Here is a 16,076-nt window from a genome sequence, read left to right on the forward strand (position 1 = left end):
TGAACTTCCAGCACAGGTGGCTACACGCTCGAAAGGCGCCCCCGTGTCCATCGGCAACTCCCCTGACGGCAACTTCCCCGAAGACGAGCGTCCGTTCGAAGACGACAGTGACGAACGCTCGGCGGAACGCCCCTCGATCGGTCGTGCCCTCCAGCAGGCACGCATCGCGGCCGGGCTGACCGTCGACGACGTCAGCAACGCCACCCGGGTCCGCATCGCCATCGTGCACGCGATCGAGCACGACGACTTCTCCCCCTGCGGTGGCGATGTCTACGCGCGCGGTCACATCCGCAACCTCGCGCGCGCGGTGCGCATCGACCCCGCCCCGCTGATGGAGCAGTACGACGAGGCCCACGGCGGGCGGCCCGCGCCGACGCCCGCGGCCCCGCTGTTCGAGGCGGAACGGATCCGGCCCGAGCGGCGCGGCCCCAACTGGACCGCCGCCATGGTCGCCGCGATCGTCGCGGTGATCGCCTTCGTCGGCTTCACCGCGTTCGACGGCGGGGACGACGACGGCTCCGGCACACAGGTCGCCGAGGGCTCCACGCCCACGACCAGCAAGCCCGCCCCGTCCAAGCCCAGGACCGACAAGCCCGACGCCGACCCCAAGCCCGACCCGACCGACAGCGCCATCGCGGCAGCGCCCCGCGACAAGGTGACCGTGCGGGTCAGTGCCTCCGACGGGCGCAGCTGGATCTCCGCCAAGGACCACAACGGCCGGCTCCTGTGGGACGGCCTTCTCAAGCAGGGCGAGTCCAAGACCTTCCAGGACGGCTCCAAGATCGACCTCGTCCTCGGTGACGCCGGGGCCGTCCAGCTCTACGTCAACGGCAAGAAGATCGAGGACGACTTCCAGCCGGGCCAGGTCGAACGGCTGACCTACACGAAGGGCGACCCCGAGGTCGGCTGAGCCCCCGGTAGGGCCGGGCGACGGACCACGGACGATGCGAAGGAAACGTGAGAGACGGGGTTGGCCAAGATCGGCCAACCCCGTCGACGTGGGCTGTCACTGGGACGAAGTAGTCTTGAGCCCATGCCTGAACGCCGTACCGTCGCACTCGTCACTCTTGGCTGCGCCCGTAACGAGGTGGACTCGGAGGAGCTCGCAGGCCGCTTGGAGGCGGACGGCTGGGAGCTCGTCGAGGACGCCGAGGAAGCGGACGTCGCGGTCGTCAACACCTGTGGCTTCGTCGAGGCCGCCAAGAAGGACTCCGTCGACGCGCTCCTGGAGGCCAACGACCTCAAGGGACACGGCAGAACCCAGGCCGTCGTGGCCGTGGGCTGCATGGCCGAGCGGTACGGCAAGGAGCTGGCCGAAGCGCTGCCCGAGGCCGACGGCGTGCTCGGCTTCGACGACTACGCGGACATCTCCGACCGCCTCCAGACCATCCTGAACGGCGGCATCCACGCCTCGCACACCCCGCGCGACCGCCGCAAGCTGCTGCCGATCAGCCCGGCCCAGCGCCAGGATTCGGCCGCCGGCGTCGCGCTGCCGGGGCACGCCCCCGCCGATCTTCCGGAAGGCCTCGCTCCGGCTTCCGGGCCGCGTTCGCCGCTGCGTCGCCGCCTGGACGGCTCGCCCGTCGCCTCCGTGAAGCTCGCCTCCGGCTGCGACCGCCGCTGCTCCTTCTGCGCCATCCCCTCCTTCCGCGGCTCCTTCATCTCCCGCCGCCCCTCGGACGTGCTGAACGAGACCCGCTGGCTGGCCGAGCAGGGCGTCAAGGAGGTCATGCTCGTCTCCGAGAACAACACCTCCTACGGCAAGGACCTGGGCGACATCCGGCTGCTGGAGTCCCTGCTGCCCGAGCTGGCCGAGGTCGACGGCATCGAGCGGGTGCGGGTCAGCTACCTCCAGCCCGCCGAGATGCGGCCCGGCCTCATCGACGTGCTCACCTCCACGCCCAAGGTCGTGCCCTACTTCGACCTCTCCTTCCAGCACTCCGCCCCGGCCGTGCTGCGCTCCATGCGCCGCTTCGGCGACACCGACCGCTTCCTGGAACTGCTCGACACCATCCGCGGCAAGGCACCCGAAGCCGGCGTGCGCTCCAACTTCATCGTCGGCTTCCCCGGCGAGAGCGAGGCCGACCTCGCGGAGCTGGAGCGCTTCCTGAACGGCGCGAGACTGGATGCGATCGGCGTCTTCGGGTACTCCGACGAGGAGGGCACCGAGGCGGCGACGTACGACGGCAAGCTGGCCGAGGACGTGGTCGCCGAGCGGCTGGCGCACATCTCGCGGCTGGCCGAGGAGCTGGTCTCGCAGCGTGCCGAAGAGCGCGTCGGGCAGACCGTCCGCGTGCTGGTCGAGTCGGTCGACGGAGACGAGGGCGCCTACGGCCGGGCCGCCCACCAGGCACCCGAGACCGACGGCCAGGTGCTGTTCACGAGCGGCGAGGAGCTGAGCGTCGGCCTTATGGTCGAGGCGAAGGTGGTCGGCACGGAAGGCGTCGATTTGGTGGCCGAGGCGCTTCCGGGCTCGCACGACTCCCTCGCGTGTACTGAGGAGGCGGCCAGATGACGGGAGTCCCGGCATCCGCGGCGGGCGGCACCTCCGGCGCCAAGGGCGCGACGAGCGCCCCGGGCGTTCCCGACGCCCCGAGCTCTGCCGGCGCCCCGAGCGCTGCCGGGGAGGCACGGGCCGTGCGTGGCGGGAAGCTGGGAGCTGCCGCCGTCGACCAGGCCAGCCTCTGGAACATCGCGAACATCCTGACCATGGTCCGCCTGGTCCTCGTGCCGGGCTTCGTCGTGCTGATGCTCATGGACGGCGGGTACGACCCGGTGTGGCGTGCCTGGGCATGGGCCGCCTTCGCCGTCGCCATGATCACCGACGTCTTCGACGGCCACCTGGCCCGGGCCTACGACCTCGTCACCGACTTCGGGAAGATCGCCGACCCCATCGCCGACAAGGCGATCATGGGAGCCGCGCTGATCTGTCTGTCCTACCTCGGCGATCTGCCGTGGTGGGTGACGGGAGTCATCCTCGGCAGAGAGCTCGGGATCACACTCCTGCGTTTCGTCGTCATCCGCTACGGAGTCATCCCCGCGAGCCGCGGCGGCAAGCTGAAGACCCTGATCCAGGGCATCGCCGTCGGCATGTACGTCCTGGCGCTGGAGGGGTGGCTGGCCACTCTGAGGTGGTGGGTGATGGCCGCGGCGGTCATTCTGACCGTGGTCACCGGAATCGACTATGTGAGACAGGCCATTGTGCTGCGCCGACGCGGAACCGCCGAGCGCGAAGCCGCAGCGGAGGGAGCGGAGCATTGACCTCCACGGCCGCCGAAGTGCTGCGACTACTGACAGTGAGGGGTGAGACGCTCGCCGTCGCCGAGTCGCTGACCGGCGGCCTGGTCGCGGCCGCTCTCACCGCGGCCCCCGGCTCCTCCCAGGCGTTCCGGGGCTCCGTCACCGCCTACGCCACGCAGCTGAAGCACCAGTTGCTCGATGTCGACCCCGCCCTGCTGGAGCAGCGCGGGGCGGTGGATCCGCAGGTCGCGGCCCAGATGGCGGAGGGTGTCCGCAAGGCGCTCGGCGCCGACTGGGGAATTTCGACCACCGGAGTCGCGGGTCCCGAACCCCAGGACGGCCAACCCGTCGGCACGGTCTACGTGGCCGTCGCCGCGCCGTCCGCAGCCGATTCCGGCGTATCAGGTGGCGGGAAAGTGTCGTCGTTGCGGTTGAACGGCGGCCGGGCGGAAATCCGTATGGAGAGTGTACGGAGCGTACTCGCACTGCTTCTCGAGGAGCTTGCGGGCGAACAGACCGGAAATGAGCGGGCACAGGATACGGAACAGAACGGGGGGACCTGATGTTTGCAGCCCTGAGTGAACACAACAGCGCTCCCCGCACGGCCGCAGCGCAAGGCGGTACGGTGGGGCGTGAAGGATGCGGCTACGCGGTCCGAGGAGGGAGCCACCGATGATTCTGCTCCGTCGCCTGCTGGGTGACGTGCTGCGTCGGCAGCGCCAGCGCCAGGGCCGTACTCTGCGCGAAGTCTCCTCGTCCGCCCGAGTCTCACTCGGCTATCTCTCCGAGGTGGAGCGGGGGCAGAAGGAGGCTTCCTCCGAGCTGCTCTCCGCCATTTGCGACGCGTTGGACGTACGGATGTCCGAGCTCATGAGGGAAGTGAGCGACGAGCTCGCCCTCGCCGAGCTGGCCCAGTCCGCAGCGGCCACCGAGCCGGTGCCAGCACCAGTGCGTCGACCGATGCTCAACTCCGTCTCGGTGGCCGGTGTGCCGCCGGAACGGGTCACGATCAAGGCACCCGCCGAAGCGGTGGACGTCGTCGCGGCGTGACCTGCCGCGACGGTGTGCGTGAGGTTCGGCGCGTGCCGGTGAAGAAGTAGCAGCGAGACGGGAGCCCCGGGCGGGGTCTCCAGGGAGACCTGGGGGCGCCGGCCGGGGCTTTCGCGTTGCGCCCGTCGTGGGGCCGGGGTCCTGGGCCGCCCCCCGTTTGCCGGGGTGGTGGTGTGCGGTCATGGTGGAGGGGCGTAACGGGGGACCTGCGCGCCATTCGATCGTCTGTGCGGGCGCACGGGGTCGTACGGTCGTCTCAAGAATCCGGAGCTGCGCTGATGTACGTGGTGAAGAGCCCGCTGTCCGATGCCGATCTCAGGACCGTCTCCGAGGCGCTGCAGGGTGCCCTCGTCGATCTCGTCGACCTCTCGCTCGTGGCCAAGCAGATCCACTGGAACGTGGTCGGGCCGCGGTTCCGATCGGTCCATCTCCAGCTCGACGAGGTCGTGGACACCGCCCGGCTGCACTCCGACACGGTCGCCGAACGCGCCTCCACCCTCGGTGTCCCACCGGACGGGCGGGCCCGGACGGTGGCCGGGAGCAGCGGGATCGCCCCGGTCCCGGACGGCTGGGTCAAGGACGCGGACGCGGTGGGGGCCCTGGTCGACGCGCTCGGCTCGGTGATCACCCGGATGCGGACGCGGGTGGGGAGCACGGCGGAGGCGGATCCGGTGAGCCAGGACATCTTCATCCAGATCACCGCGGATCTGGAGAAGCATCACTGGATGTTCCAGGCGGAGAACGGATAGCGCGACGTCGTCCGGCGTCGCGAGCCGGCGCCGGGCTTCCGTGCGCTCCCGCCTCGGTGGGTCGTGCGCCCCGGGGCCGGTGCGTGCGGTGGGGGCGTGAAAACGGCGGTGAGTGGCTGCGGGGCGCATCGTGTGCCCCGCGGGCGCGGTCCTCGTGAGAGGGGCGTGCGTCCTTGTGCCGGTGGTGCGCCCTCTCCGCCCGTGACGAGGGCCGTCTAGCGTCGTTCTGGGGGCCCGGAGGCCTTGGAGGTGGCGGCCATGCGGATAGTTCGCTGGGGGGCGGCTCTGGGGCTCGGTGCGCTGTGGTGGTGGGGCGTGCTGCGGCTCGCGCTGGTGCCGGACGCCGGCGCGGTGGAGGGGGCCGTCGCGGCCGGGGGGTGGGGGCTGAGCCTCCTTCCTGTGCACTGCGTACCGAAGGGACGGGCACCGGGGCGGCCGGGGGGCGCGTCAGGGGGCGCGGGGGGTGGTCCGGTTCTGGAGGGCGCGGTGGGGGCCGCGGTCACCAGGGCATGGCCACCCCGCCGTTCGGGCGGAGGATCTGACCCGTCGTGAACGCCGAGGCGTCGGAGGCGAGGTGCAGGACGGCGTGCGCGATGTCGTCGGGCTCGCCGACCCGGCTCAGCGGCGACAGCCGGGCCATGAAGGACTCCGTCCGTGCCTGTGCCTCGCCGTCGTGGCGATCGGTCATGGGCGTACGGATCCAGCCCGGGGCCACCGCGTTGACGCGGATGCCGTGGGCGCCGACCTCGGTCGCCAGGGTCTTCGTCAACTGGACCACCGCCGCCTTGGTCACGCCGTAGCAGAGCAGCCCCGGACCGCCGGTGTCGACGGCGCCGGAGGCCATGGTGACGATGCTGCCCCGCGTCCCGTCGTCGATCATCCGGCGGGCCGCCGCCTGGCAGGCGTGGAGAACCCCCTTGAAGTTGACGCTCCACACCCGTTCCAGGTCCTCGTCCCGGGTCTCCAGAACCGGGCTGCTGTGCATGATCCCGGCGATCGCCGCCATCACATGGAGCCGCTCGCAGGCGGCGACGGCCCGGGTGAGCTGGGCGCGGTCGGTGACGTCGAGGTGGTGGGTGTGGGCGGTGGCGTTCCTGGCTTTGATGAGGGTCGCCGTCTCGTGCAGGCCCTGTGCGTCGCGGTCCGCACAGTGCACCGTCGCGCCCGCCTCGGCGAGCAGCACGGCCGACGCGCGGCCGATGCCACTGCCGGCGCCGGTGACGAACGCGGTGCGGCCGGTGAGGTCGTACGCCGGGATGGACATGACTCGACGGTACGAGCGTATCTGACGGTCCGTCAATTAGGTGTGCGGCGCTGAACTCGGCTGCTCGGGCGGGGACTTCGCGTGGTGCCCGGGGGCGGCGCCGGGCCCGGCTGGCAGGTGGGGCACCAGTAGGTGGGGCGTTCGCGGGAGCCGTCGCCCTGGTCGGCCACGCGGACGGAGGTGTGGCAGCGCAGACAGGGGCGGGGGGCCCGGCCGTACACGAACAGGTCGTGGTGGCGGTGGCCTGTCGTGTTGCGGATCGGGCGGTCGCGGTTGGCTTCGAGGAGCTTCTTGGCGAGGGCGGGCAGCCGGGCGGCGAGATCCTCCGGGAGGGCGCCGGCGGGGAGCCAGGGGGTGACCCGGAGCAGGAAGCACAGCTCGCTCTTGTAGACATTGCCGATGCCGGCCAGATTGCGCTGGTCCAGGAGGGCCTCGCCGAGGGCGCGGTCGGGGTCGCTCAGGAGGTTGGCGAGGGCGCGGTCGGGGTCCCAGTCCGGGCCGAGCAGGTCGGGGCCGAGGTGGCCGACGGCGCGGTGTTCGTCGGTGGTGCGGATCAACTCCAGGACGGGGAGGCGGTAGCCGACGGCCGTGCGCTCGGTGTTGCCGAGGATGGCGCGGATCTGGTGCGCAGGGCCGCCGCGCCAACGCTCGCCGTGGGCGTACACCTTCCAGGAACCGTCCATCCGCAGGTGCGAGTGCAGCGTCAGGCCGCCTTCGACGCGGGTGAGGAGATGTTTGCCGCGAGGGGTGACGTCCAGGACGGTACGGCCGGTGAGGTCGGCCGTGGCGTACTTCGGCACGCGGAGGTCGGAGCGGGACAGCACCTTGCCGGCGAGGGCGGTGTGGAGTCGCCTCGCCGCCTGCCAGACGGTGTCACCTTCGGGCATGGGTCAAGGGTGGCATGGGTTCGGTGGCGGGTGGCGGGTGGCGGGTGCCGGTTCCGGTGCCGGCGTCGGGTGGCTCGGGGTGGGTGGGGTCGAGCGGGGTCGGTTCAGGGGCAGGGTCTCGCGCTCGGTGATCATGCTCGGATGCGGAGGCCGCGCGGGGTCGCGATGAAGCCCGCCGCTTCCAGGAGGGGGCCGTGGGGGGAGGTGAGGGCGGAGGTGCCGTTCACACGCTCCACCGTGACCGTGCCGAGTGAGCCCGCGCGTGCGGCCGCTGCCAGGGCTTCGGCGGCCGGGCGGAGGCGGGGGTCGTCCAGGGGCCTGGCGTCCGGGTCGGCGGGCCAGGCCAGGAGCGTCTTGCCGCCGCGCTCCATGTAGACGGTCAGCTCGCCGTCGACCAGGACGACCAGGGAGCCCGCCTTGCGGCCCGGTTTGTGTCCGGCCTCAGTGGGCGGATCGGGCCAGGGGAGGGCGGCGCCGTAGGCGTTGGCGGGGTCGGCCGCGGCCAGGACGACGGCTCTGGGGGAGGGGGTGGTGCGGGTGCGGTGCGGGTCGCGGCCGGATCGGGCACGGGGGCTGAAAGGGCCGTCTGGCACGCTGCGGCCGTAGGGGGCGCCGCCGTCGGTGTGAGCGAAGTCCTGGTCGTAGGTACCGGGCCCGCCGTGGAGGTCGGCGTCCAGGCCGTCGGGGGCGGCCAAGGAGGCGGGGGCGAACGGCTCGCCGGGGCCCGGGCCGTGGTGGCCCGGTCCGTCGGGGAAGTCGTCCCAGGGAGTGGCGGCCTGGGGTGTACCGGGGATTTCGGGGAAGTCGTCCGGGGCGGGGCTTCGCAGGGGCTCGTTCCGGTCGCGGGCGTTGGACACCGCGCGGAGGCGGTCCACGGCGCCGTCCATCGCGAACTGGGCGGCGCCCAGACCCTCGACGACATAGCCGCGGCGGGCCTGGCCGCTCTCCTCGAAGACGGACAGGACGCGGTACACCGCGGAGAAGCCGCCCTCGACGCCCTCGGCGGCCACGGCACCCCGGGTCACGACACCGTGGCGGTCGAGCAGTGTGCGGGCCAGGGCGTGGGCGCGGACGGTGGGGTCGGGCTCGTGGGCGGGGAGGAGGGACCAGCGGCCGGCGACCGTGGGCGGTCCCGTACGGGACTGGGGGCGGGCGGCGGCGGTCAGCGATCCGTACCGGCCGCGCGGGACGGTGCGCTTGGCACGGTGGGCGGTGGAGCCCGCGGTGCGGCCCGAGCCCAGGAGGGAGCGCATCGGGGTGAGCGTGTCGTTCGTGAGCCTGCCGGACCAGGCCAGGTCCCACACGGCGTCGGCCAGTTGAGGGTCGGTGACGTCGGGGTGGGTGGTCGCGCGGATCTGGTCGGCGATCTGGCGGAAGAAGAGGCCGTAGCCGCCGGAGAGGGCGGTCAGGACCGATTCGTGGAGCGCGGTCACCTCCAGTGGATGCGCCGGAGGCAGCAGGAGCGGGGCCGCGTCCGCCAGATACAGCGAGACCCAGCCGTCCTTGCCCGGGAGGGCTCCGGCGCCCGCCCACACGACCTCGCCGGCCGCGGTGAGCTCGTCGAGCATCGCGGGGGTGTAGCCGGCGACCCGGGAGGGCAGGACCAGCTTCTCCAGTGCGGAGGCGGGCACCGAGGCCCCCTGCACCTGCTCGATCGCGCGCACCAGCCCGTCGATGCCCCGCAGCCCGTGACCGCCCCCCACGTGCTGCCACTGCGGCAGGAACTGGGCGAGCGCGGCGGGCGGCACCGGCTCCAGCTCGTGCCGCAGGGCCGCCAGCGAGCGGCGGCGCAGTCGGCGCAGCACGGCCGCGTCGCACCACTCCTGGCCGATGCCCGCCGGGTGGAACTCACCCTGCACGACACGGCCGTTCGCCGCGAGCCGGTGGAGTGCCCCGTCCGTGACGGCCACCCCCAGGCCGAAGCGCGCGGCCGCCGTGGCCGAGGTGAAGGGGCCGTGGGTGCGCGCGAACCGGGCGAGGAGGTCACCGAGGGGATCCTTGACGGGCTCGGTGAAGGCTTCCGGGACGCCGACCGGCAGGGCCGTGCCGAGCGCGTCGCGCAGGCGGCCCGCGTCCTCGATCGCCGCCCAGTGGTCGGTGCCGCCGATCCGGACGCGGATGGCGCGGCGGGCCCCGGCCAGCTCCCGCGCCCACTGCGGCTCGGCGCCCCGCTCGGCCAACTCGGCGTCCTTGAGCGGGCCGAGGAGCCGGAGCAGGTCCGCGACACCTTCGGCGTCCTTGACCCGCCGGTCCTCGGTGCGCCACTGCAGCTCCTGCTCCAGCTCCGTCAGCACCTCGGCGTCGAGCAGTTCGCGCAGCTCCGCCTGGCCCAGCAGCTCGGCCAGCAGCCGGGAGTCCAGCGACAGTGCGGCGGCGCGGCGCTCGGCGAGCGGGGAGTCGCCCTCGTACAGGAACTGGGCGACGTATCCGAAGAGGAGGGAGCGGGCGAAGGGGGAGGGCTCCGGGGTGGTGACCTCGACGAGGCGGACCTTGCGGGACTCGATGTCGCCCATCAGCTCGGTGAGGCCCGGGACGTCGAAGACGTCCTGGAGGCATTCGCGGACCGCCTCCAGGACGATGGGGAAGGACCCGAACTCACTCGCCACCTGCAGCAGTTGGGCCGCGCGTTGACGCTGTTGCCACAGAGGTGTGCGTCTGCCCGGACTGCGACGGGGCAGCAGGAGCGCGCGGGCGGCGCACTCGCGGAAGCGGGACGCGAACAGCGCCGAACCGCCCACCTGGTCGGTGACGATCTGGTCGACCTCGCCCTTGTCGAAGGCGACGTCCGCCGCGCCGATCGGGGCCTGCTCGGCATCGTATTCGGTGCCCGCTTTCACGGGCTCCATGTCGAGCAGGTCCAGGCCCATCAGGTCGGCGTCGGGCAGGCGCAGCACGATGCCGTCGTCGGCGTGCATGACCTGCGCGTCCATGCCGTACCGCTCGGAGAGCTTCGCGCCCAGGGCGAGGGCCCAGGGGGCGTGGACCTGGGCGCCGAAGGGGGAGTGGACGACGACCCGCCAGTCGCCCAGCTCGTCACGGAAGCGTTCGACGACGATCGTGCGGTCGTCGGGGACGTGGCCGCAGGCCTCGCGTTGTTCGGCCAGGTACGCGAGGACATTGTCGGCGGCCCAGGCGTCGAGTCCGGCGGCCAGCAGGCGCAGCCGGGCGTCCTCGTCCGACAGGGAGCCCACCTCGCGCAGGAACGCGCCGACCGCGCGGCCCAGTTCGAGCGGGCGGCCGAGCTGGTCGCCCTTCCAGAAGGGCAGGCGGCCCGGGACGCCCGGCGCGGGGGAGACGAGCACCCGGTCGCGGGTGATGTCCTCGATGCGCCAGGAGCTGGTGCCGAGGGTGAAGACGTCCCCGACGCGGGACTCGTACACCATCTCCTCGTCGAGTTCGCCGACCCGGCCGCCGCCCTTCTTGGGGTCGGAGCCCGCGAGGAAGACACCGAAGAGGCCGCGGTCCGGGATCGTGCCCCCGGAGGTGACCGCGAGGCGCTGGGCGCCCGGCCGTCCCGTGATCGTGCCCGCGACCCGGTCCCACACCACGCGCGGGCGCAGCTCCGCGAAGGCGTCGGAGGGATAGCGGCCCGCGAGCATGTCGAGGACGGCCGTGAACGCGGACTCGGGGAGGGCGGCGAAGGGCGCCGCGCGGCGGACGGTCGCCAGGAGATCGTCGAACTGCCAGGTGTCCATCGCGGTCATGGCGACGATCTGCTGCGCCAGGACGTCCAGGGGGTTGCCGGGGATCCTCATGGACTCGATGGAGCCGCTGCGCATCCGCTCGGTGACCACGGCCGACTGGACCAGGTCACCGCGGTACTTGGGAAAGACGACGCCCGTGGAGACCGCGCCCACCTGGTGTCCCGCGCGGCCCACACGCTGCAGACCGGAGGCGACCGAGGGCGGCGACTCCACCTGGACGACGAGGTCCACCGCGCCCATGTCGATGCCCAGTTCGAGACTGGACGTGGCGACCACGGCCGGGAGCCGTCCCGCCTTCAGATCCTCCTCGACCAGGGCGCGCTGTTCCTTGGAGACCGAGCCGTGGTGGGCGCGGGCCAGGACCGGGGGCGCTCCCTGGGCCGCGCCCGAGCCGCCCATCAGCTCGGCCGGGCCGTGGTGTTCGTCCAGCGGCTCACCGGTGGCCCGCTCGTACGCGATCTCGTTCAGCCGGTTGCACAGGCGCTCCGCGAGGCGGCGGGAGTTGGCGAACACGATCGTCGAGCGGTGGGCCTGCACGAGGTCGGCGATCCGCTCCTCGACGTGCGGCCAGATCGAGGGGCGCTCCGCCCCCTCGTTGCCGTCCGCGACCGGGGAGCCGCCCAGCTCGCCCAGGTCCTCCACCGGCACGACCACCGACAGGTCGAACTCCTTGCCGGACGGAGGCTGGACGATCTCCACCCTGCGGCGCGGGGACAGATAGCGCGCGACCTCGTCGACCGGACGCACCGTGGCGGACAGGCCGATACGGCGGGCCGGCCTGGGCAACAGCTCGTCGAGCCGCTCCAGGGACAGCGCGAGGTGGGCGCCGCGTTTGGTGCCCGCGACCGCGTGCACCTCGTCCAGGATCACCGTCTCCACGCCCGTGAGCGCGTCGCGGGTGGCCGACGTCAGCATCAGGAACAGGGACTCGGGGGTGGTGATCAGGATGTCCGGCGGACGCGTGGACAGGGCCCGGCGCTCGGCGGGTGGGGTGTCCCCGGAGCGGATGCCCACCTTCACCTCGGGCTCGGGCAGCCCCAGGCGTACCGATTCCTGGCGGATACCGGTGAGCGGACTGCGCAGGTTCCGCTCCACGTCCACCGCGAGTGCCTTCAGCGGGGACACGTACAGGACCCGGCAGCGCTTGCGGGGGTCGGCCGGGGGCGGGCTCGATGTCAGCTGGTCCAGCGCGGCGAGGAACGCGGCCAGTGTCTTGCCGGAGCCGGTCGGGGCCACCACCAGCACGTCCGAGCCCTCGCCGATCGCCCGCCACGCCCCGGCCTGGGCCGCGGTGGGCGCGGAGAAGGCCCCCGTGAACCAGCCGCGGGTCGCGGGGGAGAAGCCGTCGAGGGCTCGATCTGCGGAGCTGACCATGCCCCCATCCTGCACCCGGCCACTGACAATGGCCCGGACCTGCGGAAACGGAAGGGGCGGGGGCGGGGTGGATCCGGTGGGGGCCGTGATGTCGGCGGGTGGGTCCTCCCGGTCACATGGTCACCTTGGTTGGCGATCGCGTGTCACGACGCCGCCGACGCCCCCGCACCAGGTCCGCACGCCCGCCACCGCCCCGGACTTCGTCGCCCGGACGGGCCACCCGCAAAATGGGGGCATGGCGGGTTCGGCGGAGCGGGCGAGGCACTGGCGGTACGCGGAGCTGCCCGGTGTGGATCTGCTGCGGGCGACCTACGTCGAGAAGAAGTTCGTGCGGCACACCCACGAGCACTTCGTGATCGCGGCCATCGCCGACGGAGTGGAGATCTTCCGCCACGGGGGCGCCGATCAGTACGCCGGCCCGGGAGCGCTGGCCCTGGTCAACCCCGACACCCCGCACACGGGTCGCGCGGGTGTGCCCGAGGGCTGGCGCTACGGGGCGGTCTACCCGTCGCCGGACGTGGTGGCCGAGATCGCCGCCGAGACCACCACGATCCGCGGCACCCCCGGCTTCGTCACCCCCGTGCTCGAGGATCCGTACGCCGCCGGGCTCGTCCACCAGGTCCTGCGGGCCGTCGACGAGAGCAACGCGCTGGCGGCCGACACCCTGCTGCGGGTGGTCGTCACCCGGCTGCTGCGCCTGAACGGCGGGCCCCTGCCCCAGCGTGCCCTCCGCACGGCCGGCGCCCCCGTCGCGGCACGCGCGCGTGCCGTGCTCGAGGAGCGGATGGCCGACCCGCCGACCCTGGAGCGGCTCTCGGCCGACCTCGGCACCAGCCCCTTCGCTCTCTTGCGGGCCTTCCGCACGGCTTATGGCATGCCTCCGCACACCTGGCTGACCGACGCCCGCGTCCGACGGGCCCGCGGTCTGCTCGACACCGGCACGACTCCCGCCGCGGCCGCCGTCGCCGTCGGCTTCACGGACCAGCCGCATCTCAACCGCCACTTCAGCCGCATCGTGGGCGTGCCGCCGGGCGCGTACCAGCGGGAACGCACGGGCGGGGCCGACGACGGATCGCGAACCCGGGGACGACGTATATGAGCAGGAGGGGCGGGTGCGTGTGCCTACGAACGCCGCGCCCACGAACGCCTCGCCCACGAGCGCTGCGTGCATGAGTGTGAGGGCGGCGCGGGCGGCGCGGGCGGGCGCAAGAACGTACAAGACCCGTAAGGGTGGCCGCTCGTACCGTCCAGGGCGTGGTGACTGAACAGACTGGTCTCGTGGAGACGCAGGACGGCGGCGGCGTGAAACCCGACGGAGCCGTCGTTCGGGACGCTCTCGGCGTCGGGGTCGCGGTCGGACTGTCCGGGTTCGCCTTCGGGGTGACCTCGGCCGGCAGCGGGCTCGGGCTGCTGCAGACCTGCGCCCTGAGCCTCCTGGTGTTCACCGGGGCCTCCCAGTTCGCCCTGGTGGGCGCGCTCGCGGCCGGCGGCAACCCCTTCACGGCAGCGGCCGGGGCCTTCTTCCTGGGCGTGCGCAACGCCTTCTACGGGCTGCGCCTCTCCCAACTGCTGGCCCTCCCGCGCGCGGTGCGGCCTTTCGCCGCCCAGTGGGTCATCGACGAGACCACGGCCGTCGCCCTTGCCCAGCCCACGCGTCGCGCCGCCCGTATCGGCTTCACCGTCACCGGGCTCAGCCTCTATGTGCTGTGGAACCTCACCACGTTGCTCGGCGCGCTCGGTGCCGAGGCCATCGGCGACACCGACGCGTGGGGGCTCGACGCGGCCGGGCCCGCCGTCTTCCTGGCCCTCCTCGCGCCGATGCTGCGGACCACCGCGGAGCGGGCCGTCGCGGGCATCGCCGTCGTCCTGGGACTCGGTCTGCTGCCCGTCCTGCCCGCCGGGGTCCCGGTCCTCGTCGCCGCGGTGGCCGCTCCGGTCGTCCTCTGGGCGGAGGGGCGCCGCAGGGCCGACGACCGGCCGGACGACAGCCTGGGAGGCGACCAGGAAGACGGTGTCCAGGAAGGTGGCGACCGATGAACGTCTGGATCGCGATCATCGGCACCGCCGTCGGCTGTTACGCCGTCAAACTGATCGGCCTGCTGGTCCCCGAGGGCATCCTGGAACGCCCGCTCGTCCAGCGCCTCGCCGCCCTGCTGCCCGTTGCCCTCCTCGCCGCTCTCACGGCTCAGCAGACCTTCGCCGACGGGCACGACCTGGTGCTGGACGCGAGGGCCGCCGGGCTCGCCGCAGCCGCCGTCGCACTGCTCCTGCGTGCCCCGTTCCTGCTCGTCGTGGCCGCGGCGGTCGTCGTGACGGCCGGGGTGCGGGCCTTGTCGGGCTGACGCGGCTTGTCGTGGGGCACGCACGCTGTCGTCGATCTCGCCCTCGACGTACGCGCGCGTGCCGACCGGCGGTACGCGCGCGGTGTCCGTCGCGTCGTCGCGTCGAAGGTCTCAGCCGATGGACCGTCCGTACGCCCGCAACGTGCGCAGCGCCTCGATCGTCACGATGGGGCGGCTCTCCATGGCGGTGCTCGGGGCCCATTGGCGCCAGCGGATCGGCCAGCCGCCGTCCTCGCCCTGTTCACTCGCCAGGAAGTCGAGGGAGCGGGCCATCTCCGCGTCGGTGAACCACGCGCGCGCGAGCGATTCCGGGGTGTGCGCGAAGTCGTGCGGGTAGTGGTGCTCACCCGGCGCGTAACCGGCGGACACCGGGTAGTCGTCCGGTCGTGCCGGATCCAGTGTGGCGAGCCGGTGTTCGCGCACCAGGCGGCCGAGCCGGTCGGCGGCGGCCCGGGCGCGCGAGCGGTCGGGCACGGACTCCAGGAACGCCACGGCGGCGTGGACCTCGTAGGGGTGCGACTTCTCCAGGGACTCGACCGCCTGCCAGCAGAAGTCGGTGGCCCGGAACAGCCACGCGTGCCACACCTGATTGCGGTGCAGCAGGCCCACCACCGGCCCCGTGGCCAGCAGATCACTGGGCGGGTCGTCGACGATCGGCACGAACGGGGCCACCGGGTAGCCACGCTGGCTGGGGTGCACGGCGGGAAGGGCACCGTCCTGGGACGACACCGACGTCAGGTAGCGGCACACGCGCTCCACCCGCTGTCCGCCGCAGCGCCCGATCGAGTCCAGCACACGCAACGCGTGCCCGGTGTGCAGCGGCTGGCTCACGGGCCCGCGCAGATCGGGTTCGAGCGCGTGGCCGTACCCGTCGTCGGCATTGCGGTAGGCGGACAGCGCGGTCTCCACCGCGTCGGCTCCCCCGTCCAGGAAGTGGTACGCGAAGCGGCGCTGCTCCAGTACGCGCGCGGTGAGCCAGACGAACTGTTCGGCTCGAGCCAGCGGGGTGGGCGCCGGGGACGACGAGGGGAGTGGGGATGCTCCGGTTTCGGCCATGGATCCGACCGTAGGGCGGAAAGCGGTATCGGAAAGCCGTCCCGGCCAGGCCCACCCCCTGGGGCGGGATACTGGACTCATGCGGTTGACGGTCTTCTGGCAGCGGATGGCGGATCACTTCGGTGAGGGGTACGCCGACACCTTCGCGCGCGATCATGTGATGTCCGGCCTCGGCGGGCGCACGGTCAGCGAGGCGCTGGACGCCGGCTGGGAGGCCAAGGACGTGTGGCGCGTGGTGTGCGCGACCATGGGCGTTCCGGCGGAAAACCGCTGAGAGGCAACGGACTTCACCGGACGGACGCCGCTCGTTGGACCGGAGGGCCCGGGGCCGGCGACTGATTGTCGGTGCCGTGGGCGAGACTTGGTCCGTGGCACCCACAGACGAGACCGCGCGTTTCGAGCACCAGGCA

At 72.7% G+C, this 16,076-nt stretch carries 15 protein-coding genes; 11 read left to right on the forward strand and 4 right to left on the reverse strand.

Going from position 1 to position 16,076, the window contains the following annotated elements:
* The first annotated feature begins 43 nt into the window (after positions 1–43).
* The 7 genes from STRBO_RS0109535 to STRBO_RS44490 all read left to right on the forward strand — a co-directional run bounded on the left by STRBO_RS0109535 (position 44) and on the right by STRBO_RS44490 (position 5,591).
* Complete coding sequence (locus tag STRBO_RS0109535; RefSeq protein ID WP_005481430.1) at positions 44–910, forward strand: helix-turn-helix domain-containing protein; 867 nt, start codon at positions 44–46, stop codon at positions 908–910.
* Positions 911–1,033: 123 nt separating this feature from the next.
* Complete coding sequence (rimO, locus tag STRBO_RS0109540; protein WP_005481432.1) at positions 1,034–2,515, forward strand: 30S ribosomal protein S12 methylthiotransferase RimO; 1,482 nt, start codon at positions 1,034–1,036, stop codon at positions 2,513–2,515.
* Positions 2,512–3,261 (forward strand): CDP-diacylglycerol--glycerol-3-phosphate 3-phosphatidyltransferase, encoded by a 750-nt coding sequence (pgsA, locus tag STRBO_RS0109545; RefSeq protein ID WP_020114112.1) that lies wholly within the window; start codon positions 2,512–2,514, stop codon positions 3,259–3,261. Before rimO ends, pgsA begins: the two co-directional genes overlap by 4 nt.
* Complete coding sequence (locus tag STRBO_RS0109550; protein ID WP_005481439.1) at positions 3,258–3,803, forward strand: CinA family protein; 546 nt, start codon at positions 3,258–3,260, stop codon at positions 3,801–3,803. Before pgsA ends, STRBO_RS0109550 begins: the two co-directional genes overlap by 4 nt.
* 109 nt (positions 3,804–3,912) lie before the next feature.
* The gene (locus tag STRBO_RS0109555) at positions 3,913–4,290 is read left to right on the forward strand and encodes a helix-turn-helix domain-containing protein (protein ID WP_005481441.1); all 378 of its coding nucleotides are present in this window, start codon (positions 3,913–3,915) and stop codon (positions 4,288–4,290) included.
* 278 nt (positions 4,291–4,568) lie between these two features.
* A complete protein-coding gene (locus STRBO_RS0109560) occupies positions 4,569–5,039 on the forward strand; it encodes a Dps family protein (RefSeq protein WP_005481443.1) in 471 nt (156 codons plus the stop codon).
* A gap of 258 nt (positions 5,040–5,297) precedes the next feature.
* Entirely contained in the window at positions 5,298–5,591 is a 294-nt protein-coding gene (locus STRBO_RS44490; RefSeq protein ID WP_078531513.1) for a hypothetical protein, read from the forward strand.
* Here STRBO_RS44490 and STRBO_RS0109565 read toward each other — a convergent pair.
* The 3 genes from STRBO_RS0109565 to STRBO_RS0109575 all read right to left on the reverse strand — a co-directional run bounded on the left by STRBO_RS0109565 (position 5,539) and on the right by STRBO_RS0109575 (position 12,268).
* Entirely contained in the window at positions 5,539–6,303 is a 765-nt protein-coding gene (locus STRBO_RS0109565) for an SDR family NAD(P)-dependent oxidoreductase (RefSeq protein ID WP_005481445.1), read from the reverse strand. The genes STRBO_RS44490 and STRBO_RS0109565 overlap by 53 nt on opposite strands.
* A gap of 32 nt (positions 6,304–6,335) precedes the next feature.
* Positions 6,336–7,190, reverse strand: a complete 855-nt coding sequence (locus STRBO_RS0109570) for an Fpg/Nei family DNA glycosylase (RefSeq protein ID WP_005481447.1) — start codon at positions 7,188–7,190, stop codon at positions 6,336–6,338.
* A gap of 131 nt (positions 7,191–7,321) precedes the next feature.
* Positions 7,322–12,268, reverse strand: coding sequence for an ATP-dependent helicase (locus tag STRBO_RS0109575; protein WP_005481449.1), 4,947 nt, complete (start codon positions 12,266–12,268; stop codon positions 7,322–7,324).
* Positions 12,269–12,503: 235 nt separating this feature from the next.
* Between STRBO_RS0109575 and STRBO_RS0109580 the strand changes: the two genes are divergently transcribed.
* The 3 genes from STRBO_RS0109580 (at position 12,504) to STRBO_RS0109590 (ending at position 14,610) form a co-directional block, all read left to right on the forward strand.
* Complete coding sequence (locus tag STRBO_RS0109580; protein ID WP_005481452.1) at positions 12,504–13,367, forward strand: AraC family transcriptional regulator; 864 nt, start codon at positions 12,504–12,506, stop codon at positions 13,365–13,367.
* A 158-nt stretch (positions 13,368–13,525) separates the two neighbouring features.
* Positions 13,526–14,305 carry an AzlC family ABC transporter permease gene (locus STRBO_RS0109585; RefSeq protein ID WP_037627802.1) on the forward strand — a complete coding sequence of 260 codons (780 nt, stop codon included), beginning with the start codon at positions 13,526–13,528 and terminating at the stop codon, positions 14,303–14,305.
* The gene (locus tag STRBO_RS0109590) at positions 14,302–14,610 is read left to right on the forward strand and encodes an AzlD domain-containing protein (RefSeq protein ID WP_005481456.1); all 309 of its coding nucleotides are present in this window, start codon (positions 14,302–14,304) and stop codon (positions 14,608–14,610) included. Before STRBO_RS0109585 ends, STRBO_RS0109590 begins: the two co-directional genes overlap by 4 nt.
* A 111-nt stretch (positions 14,611–14,721) precedes the next feature.
* On the opposite strand, the gene STRBO_RS0109595 is transcribed toward STRBO_RS0109590, so the two are convergent.
* Positions 14,722–15,666 (reverse strand): hypothetical protein, encoded by a 945-nt coding sequence (locus STRBO_RS0109595; protein WP_005481457.1) that lies wholly within the window; start codon positions 15,664–15,666, stop codon positions 14,722–14,724.
* Positions 15,667–15,745: 79 nt separating this feature from the next.
* Here STRBO_RS0109595 and STRBO_RS0109600 point away from each other — a divergent pair, with 79 nt between their 5' ends.
* On the forward strand, positions 15,746–15,940 hold the full coding sequence (locus STRBO_RS0109600; protein WP_005481459.1) for a DUF3046 domain-containing protein: 195 nt from the start codon (positions 15,746–15,748) through the stop codon (positions 15,938–15,940).
* Positions 15,941–16,076: the final 136 nt, after the last annotated feature.

The organism is Streptomyces bottropensis ATCC 25435 (assembly GCF_000383595.1).
Taxonomy (GTDB): domain Bacteria; phylum Actinomycetota; class Actinomycetes; order Streptomycetales; family Streptomycetaceae; genus Streptomyces; species Streptomyces bottropensis.

Bases quoted from the DNA above. Each gene is read 5' to 3' on its own strand.
- rimO (WP_005481432.1), top strand. From the start codon at position 1,034: ATGCCTGAACGCCGTACCGTCGCACTCGTCACTCTTGGCTGCGCCCGT.
- pgsA (WP_020114112.1), top strand. From the start codon at position 2,512: ATGACGGGAGTCCCGGCATCCGCGGCGGGCGGCACCTCCGGCGCCAAG.
- STRBO_RS0109555 (WP_005481441.1), top strand. From the start codon at position 3,913: ATGATTCTGCTCCGTCGCCTGCTGGGTGACGTGCTGCGTCGGCAGCGC.
- STRBO_RS0109560 (WP_005481443.1), top strand. From the start codon at position 4,569: ATGTACGTGGTGAAGAGCCCGCTGTCCGATGCCGATCTCAGGACCGTC.
- STRBO_RS44490 (WP_078531513.1), top strand. From the start codon at position 5,298: ATGCGGATAGTTCGCTGGGGGGCGGCTCTGGGGCTCGGTGCGCTGTGG.
- STRBO_RS0109565 (WP_005481445.1), bottom strand. From the start codon at position 6,303: ATGTCCATCCCGGCGTACGACCTCACCGGCCGCACCGCGTTCGTCACC.
- STRBO_RS0109570 (WP_005481447.1), bottom strand. From the start codon at position 7,190: ATGCCCGAAGGTGACACCGTCTGGCAGGCGGCGAGGCGACTCCACACC.
- STRBO_RS0109575 (WP_005481449.1), bottom strand. From the start codon at position 12,268: ATGGTCAGCTCCGCAGATCGAGCCCTCGACGGCTTCTCCCCCGCGACC.
- STRBO_RS0109580 (WP_005481452.1), top strand. From the start codon at position 12,504: ATGGCGGGTTCGGCGGAGCGGGCGAGGCACTGGCGGTACGCGGAGCTG.
- STRBO_RS0109590 (WP_005481456.1), top strand. From the start codon at position 14,302: ATGAACGTCTGGATCGCGATCATCGGCACCGCCGTCGGCTGTTACGCC.
- STRBO_RS0109595 (WP_005481457.1), bottom strand. From the start codon at position 15,666: ATGGCCGAAACCGGAGCATCCCCACTCCCCTCGTCGTCCCCGGCGCCC.
- STRBO_RS0109600 (WP_005481459.1), top strand. From the start codon at position 15,746: ATGCGGTTGACGGTCTTCTGGCAGCGGATGGCGGATCACTTCGGTGAG.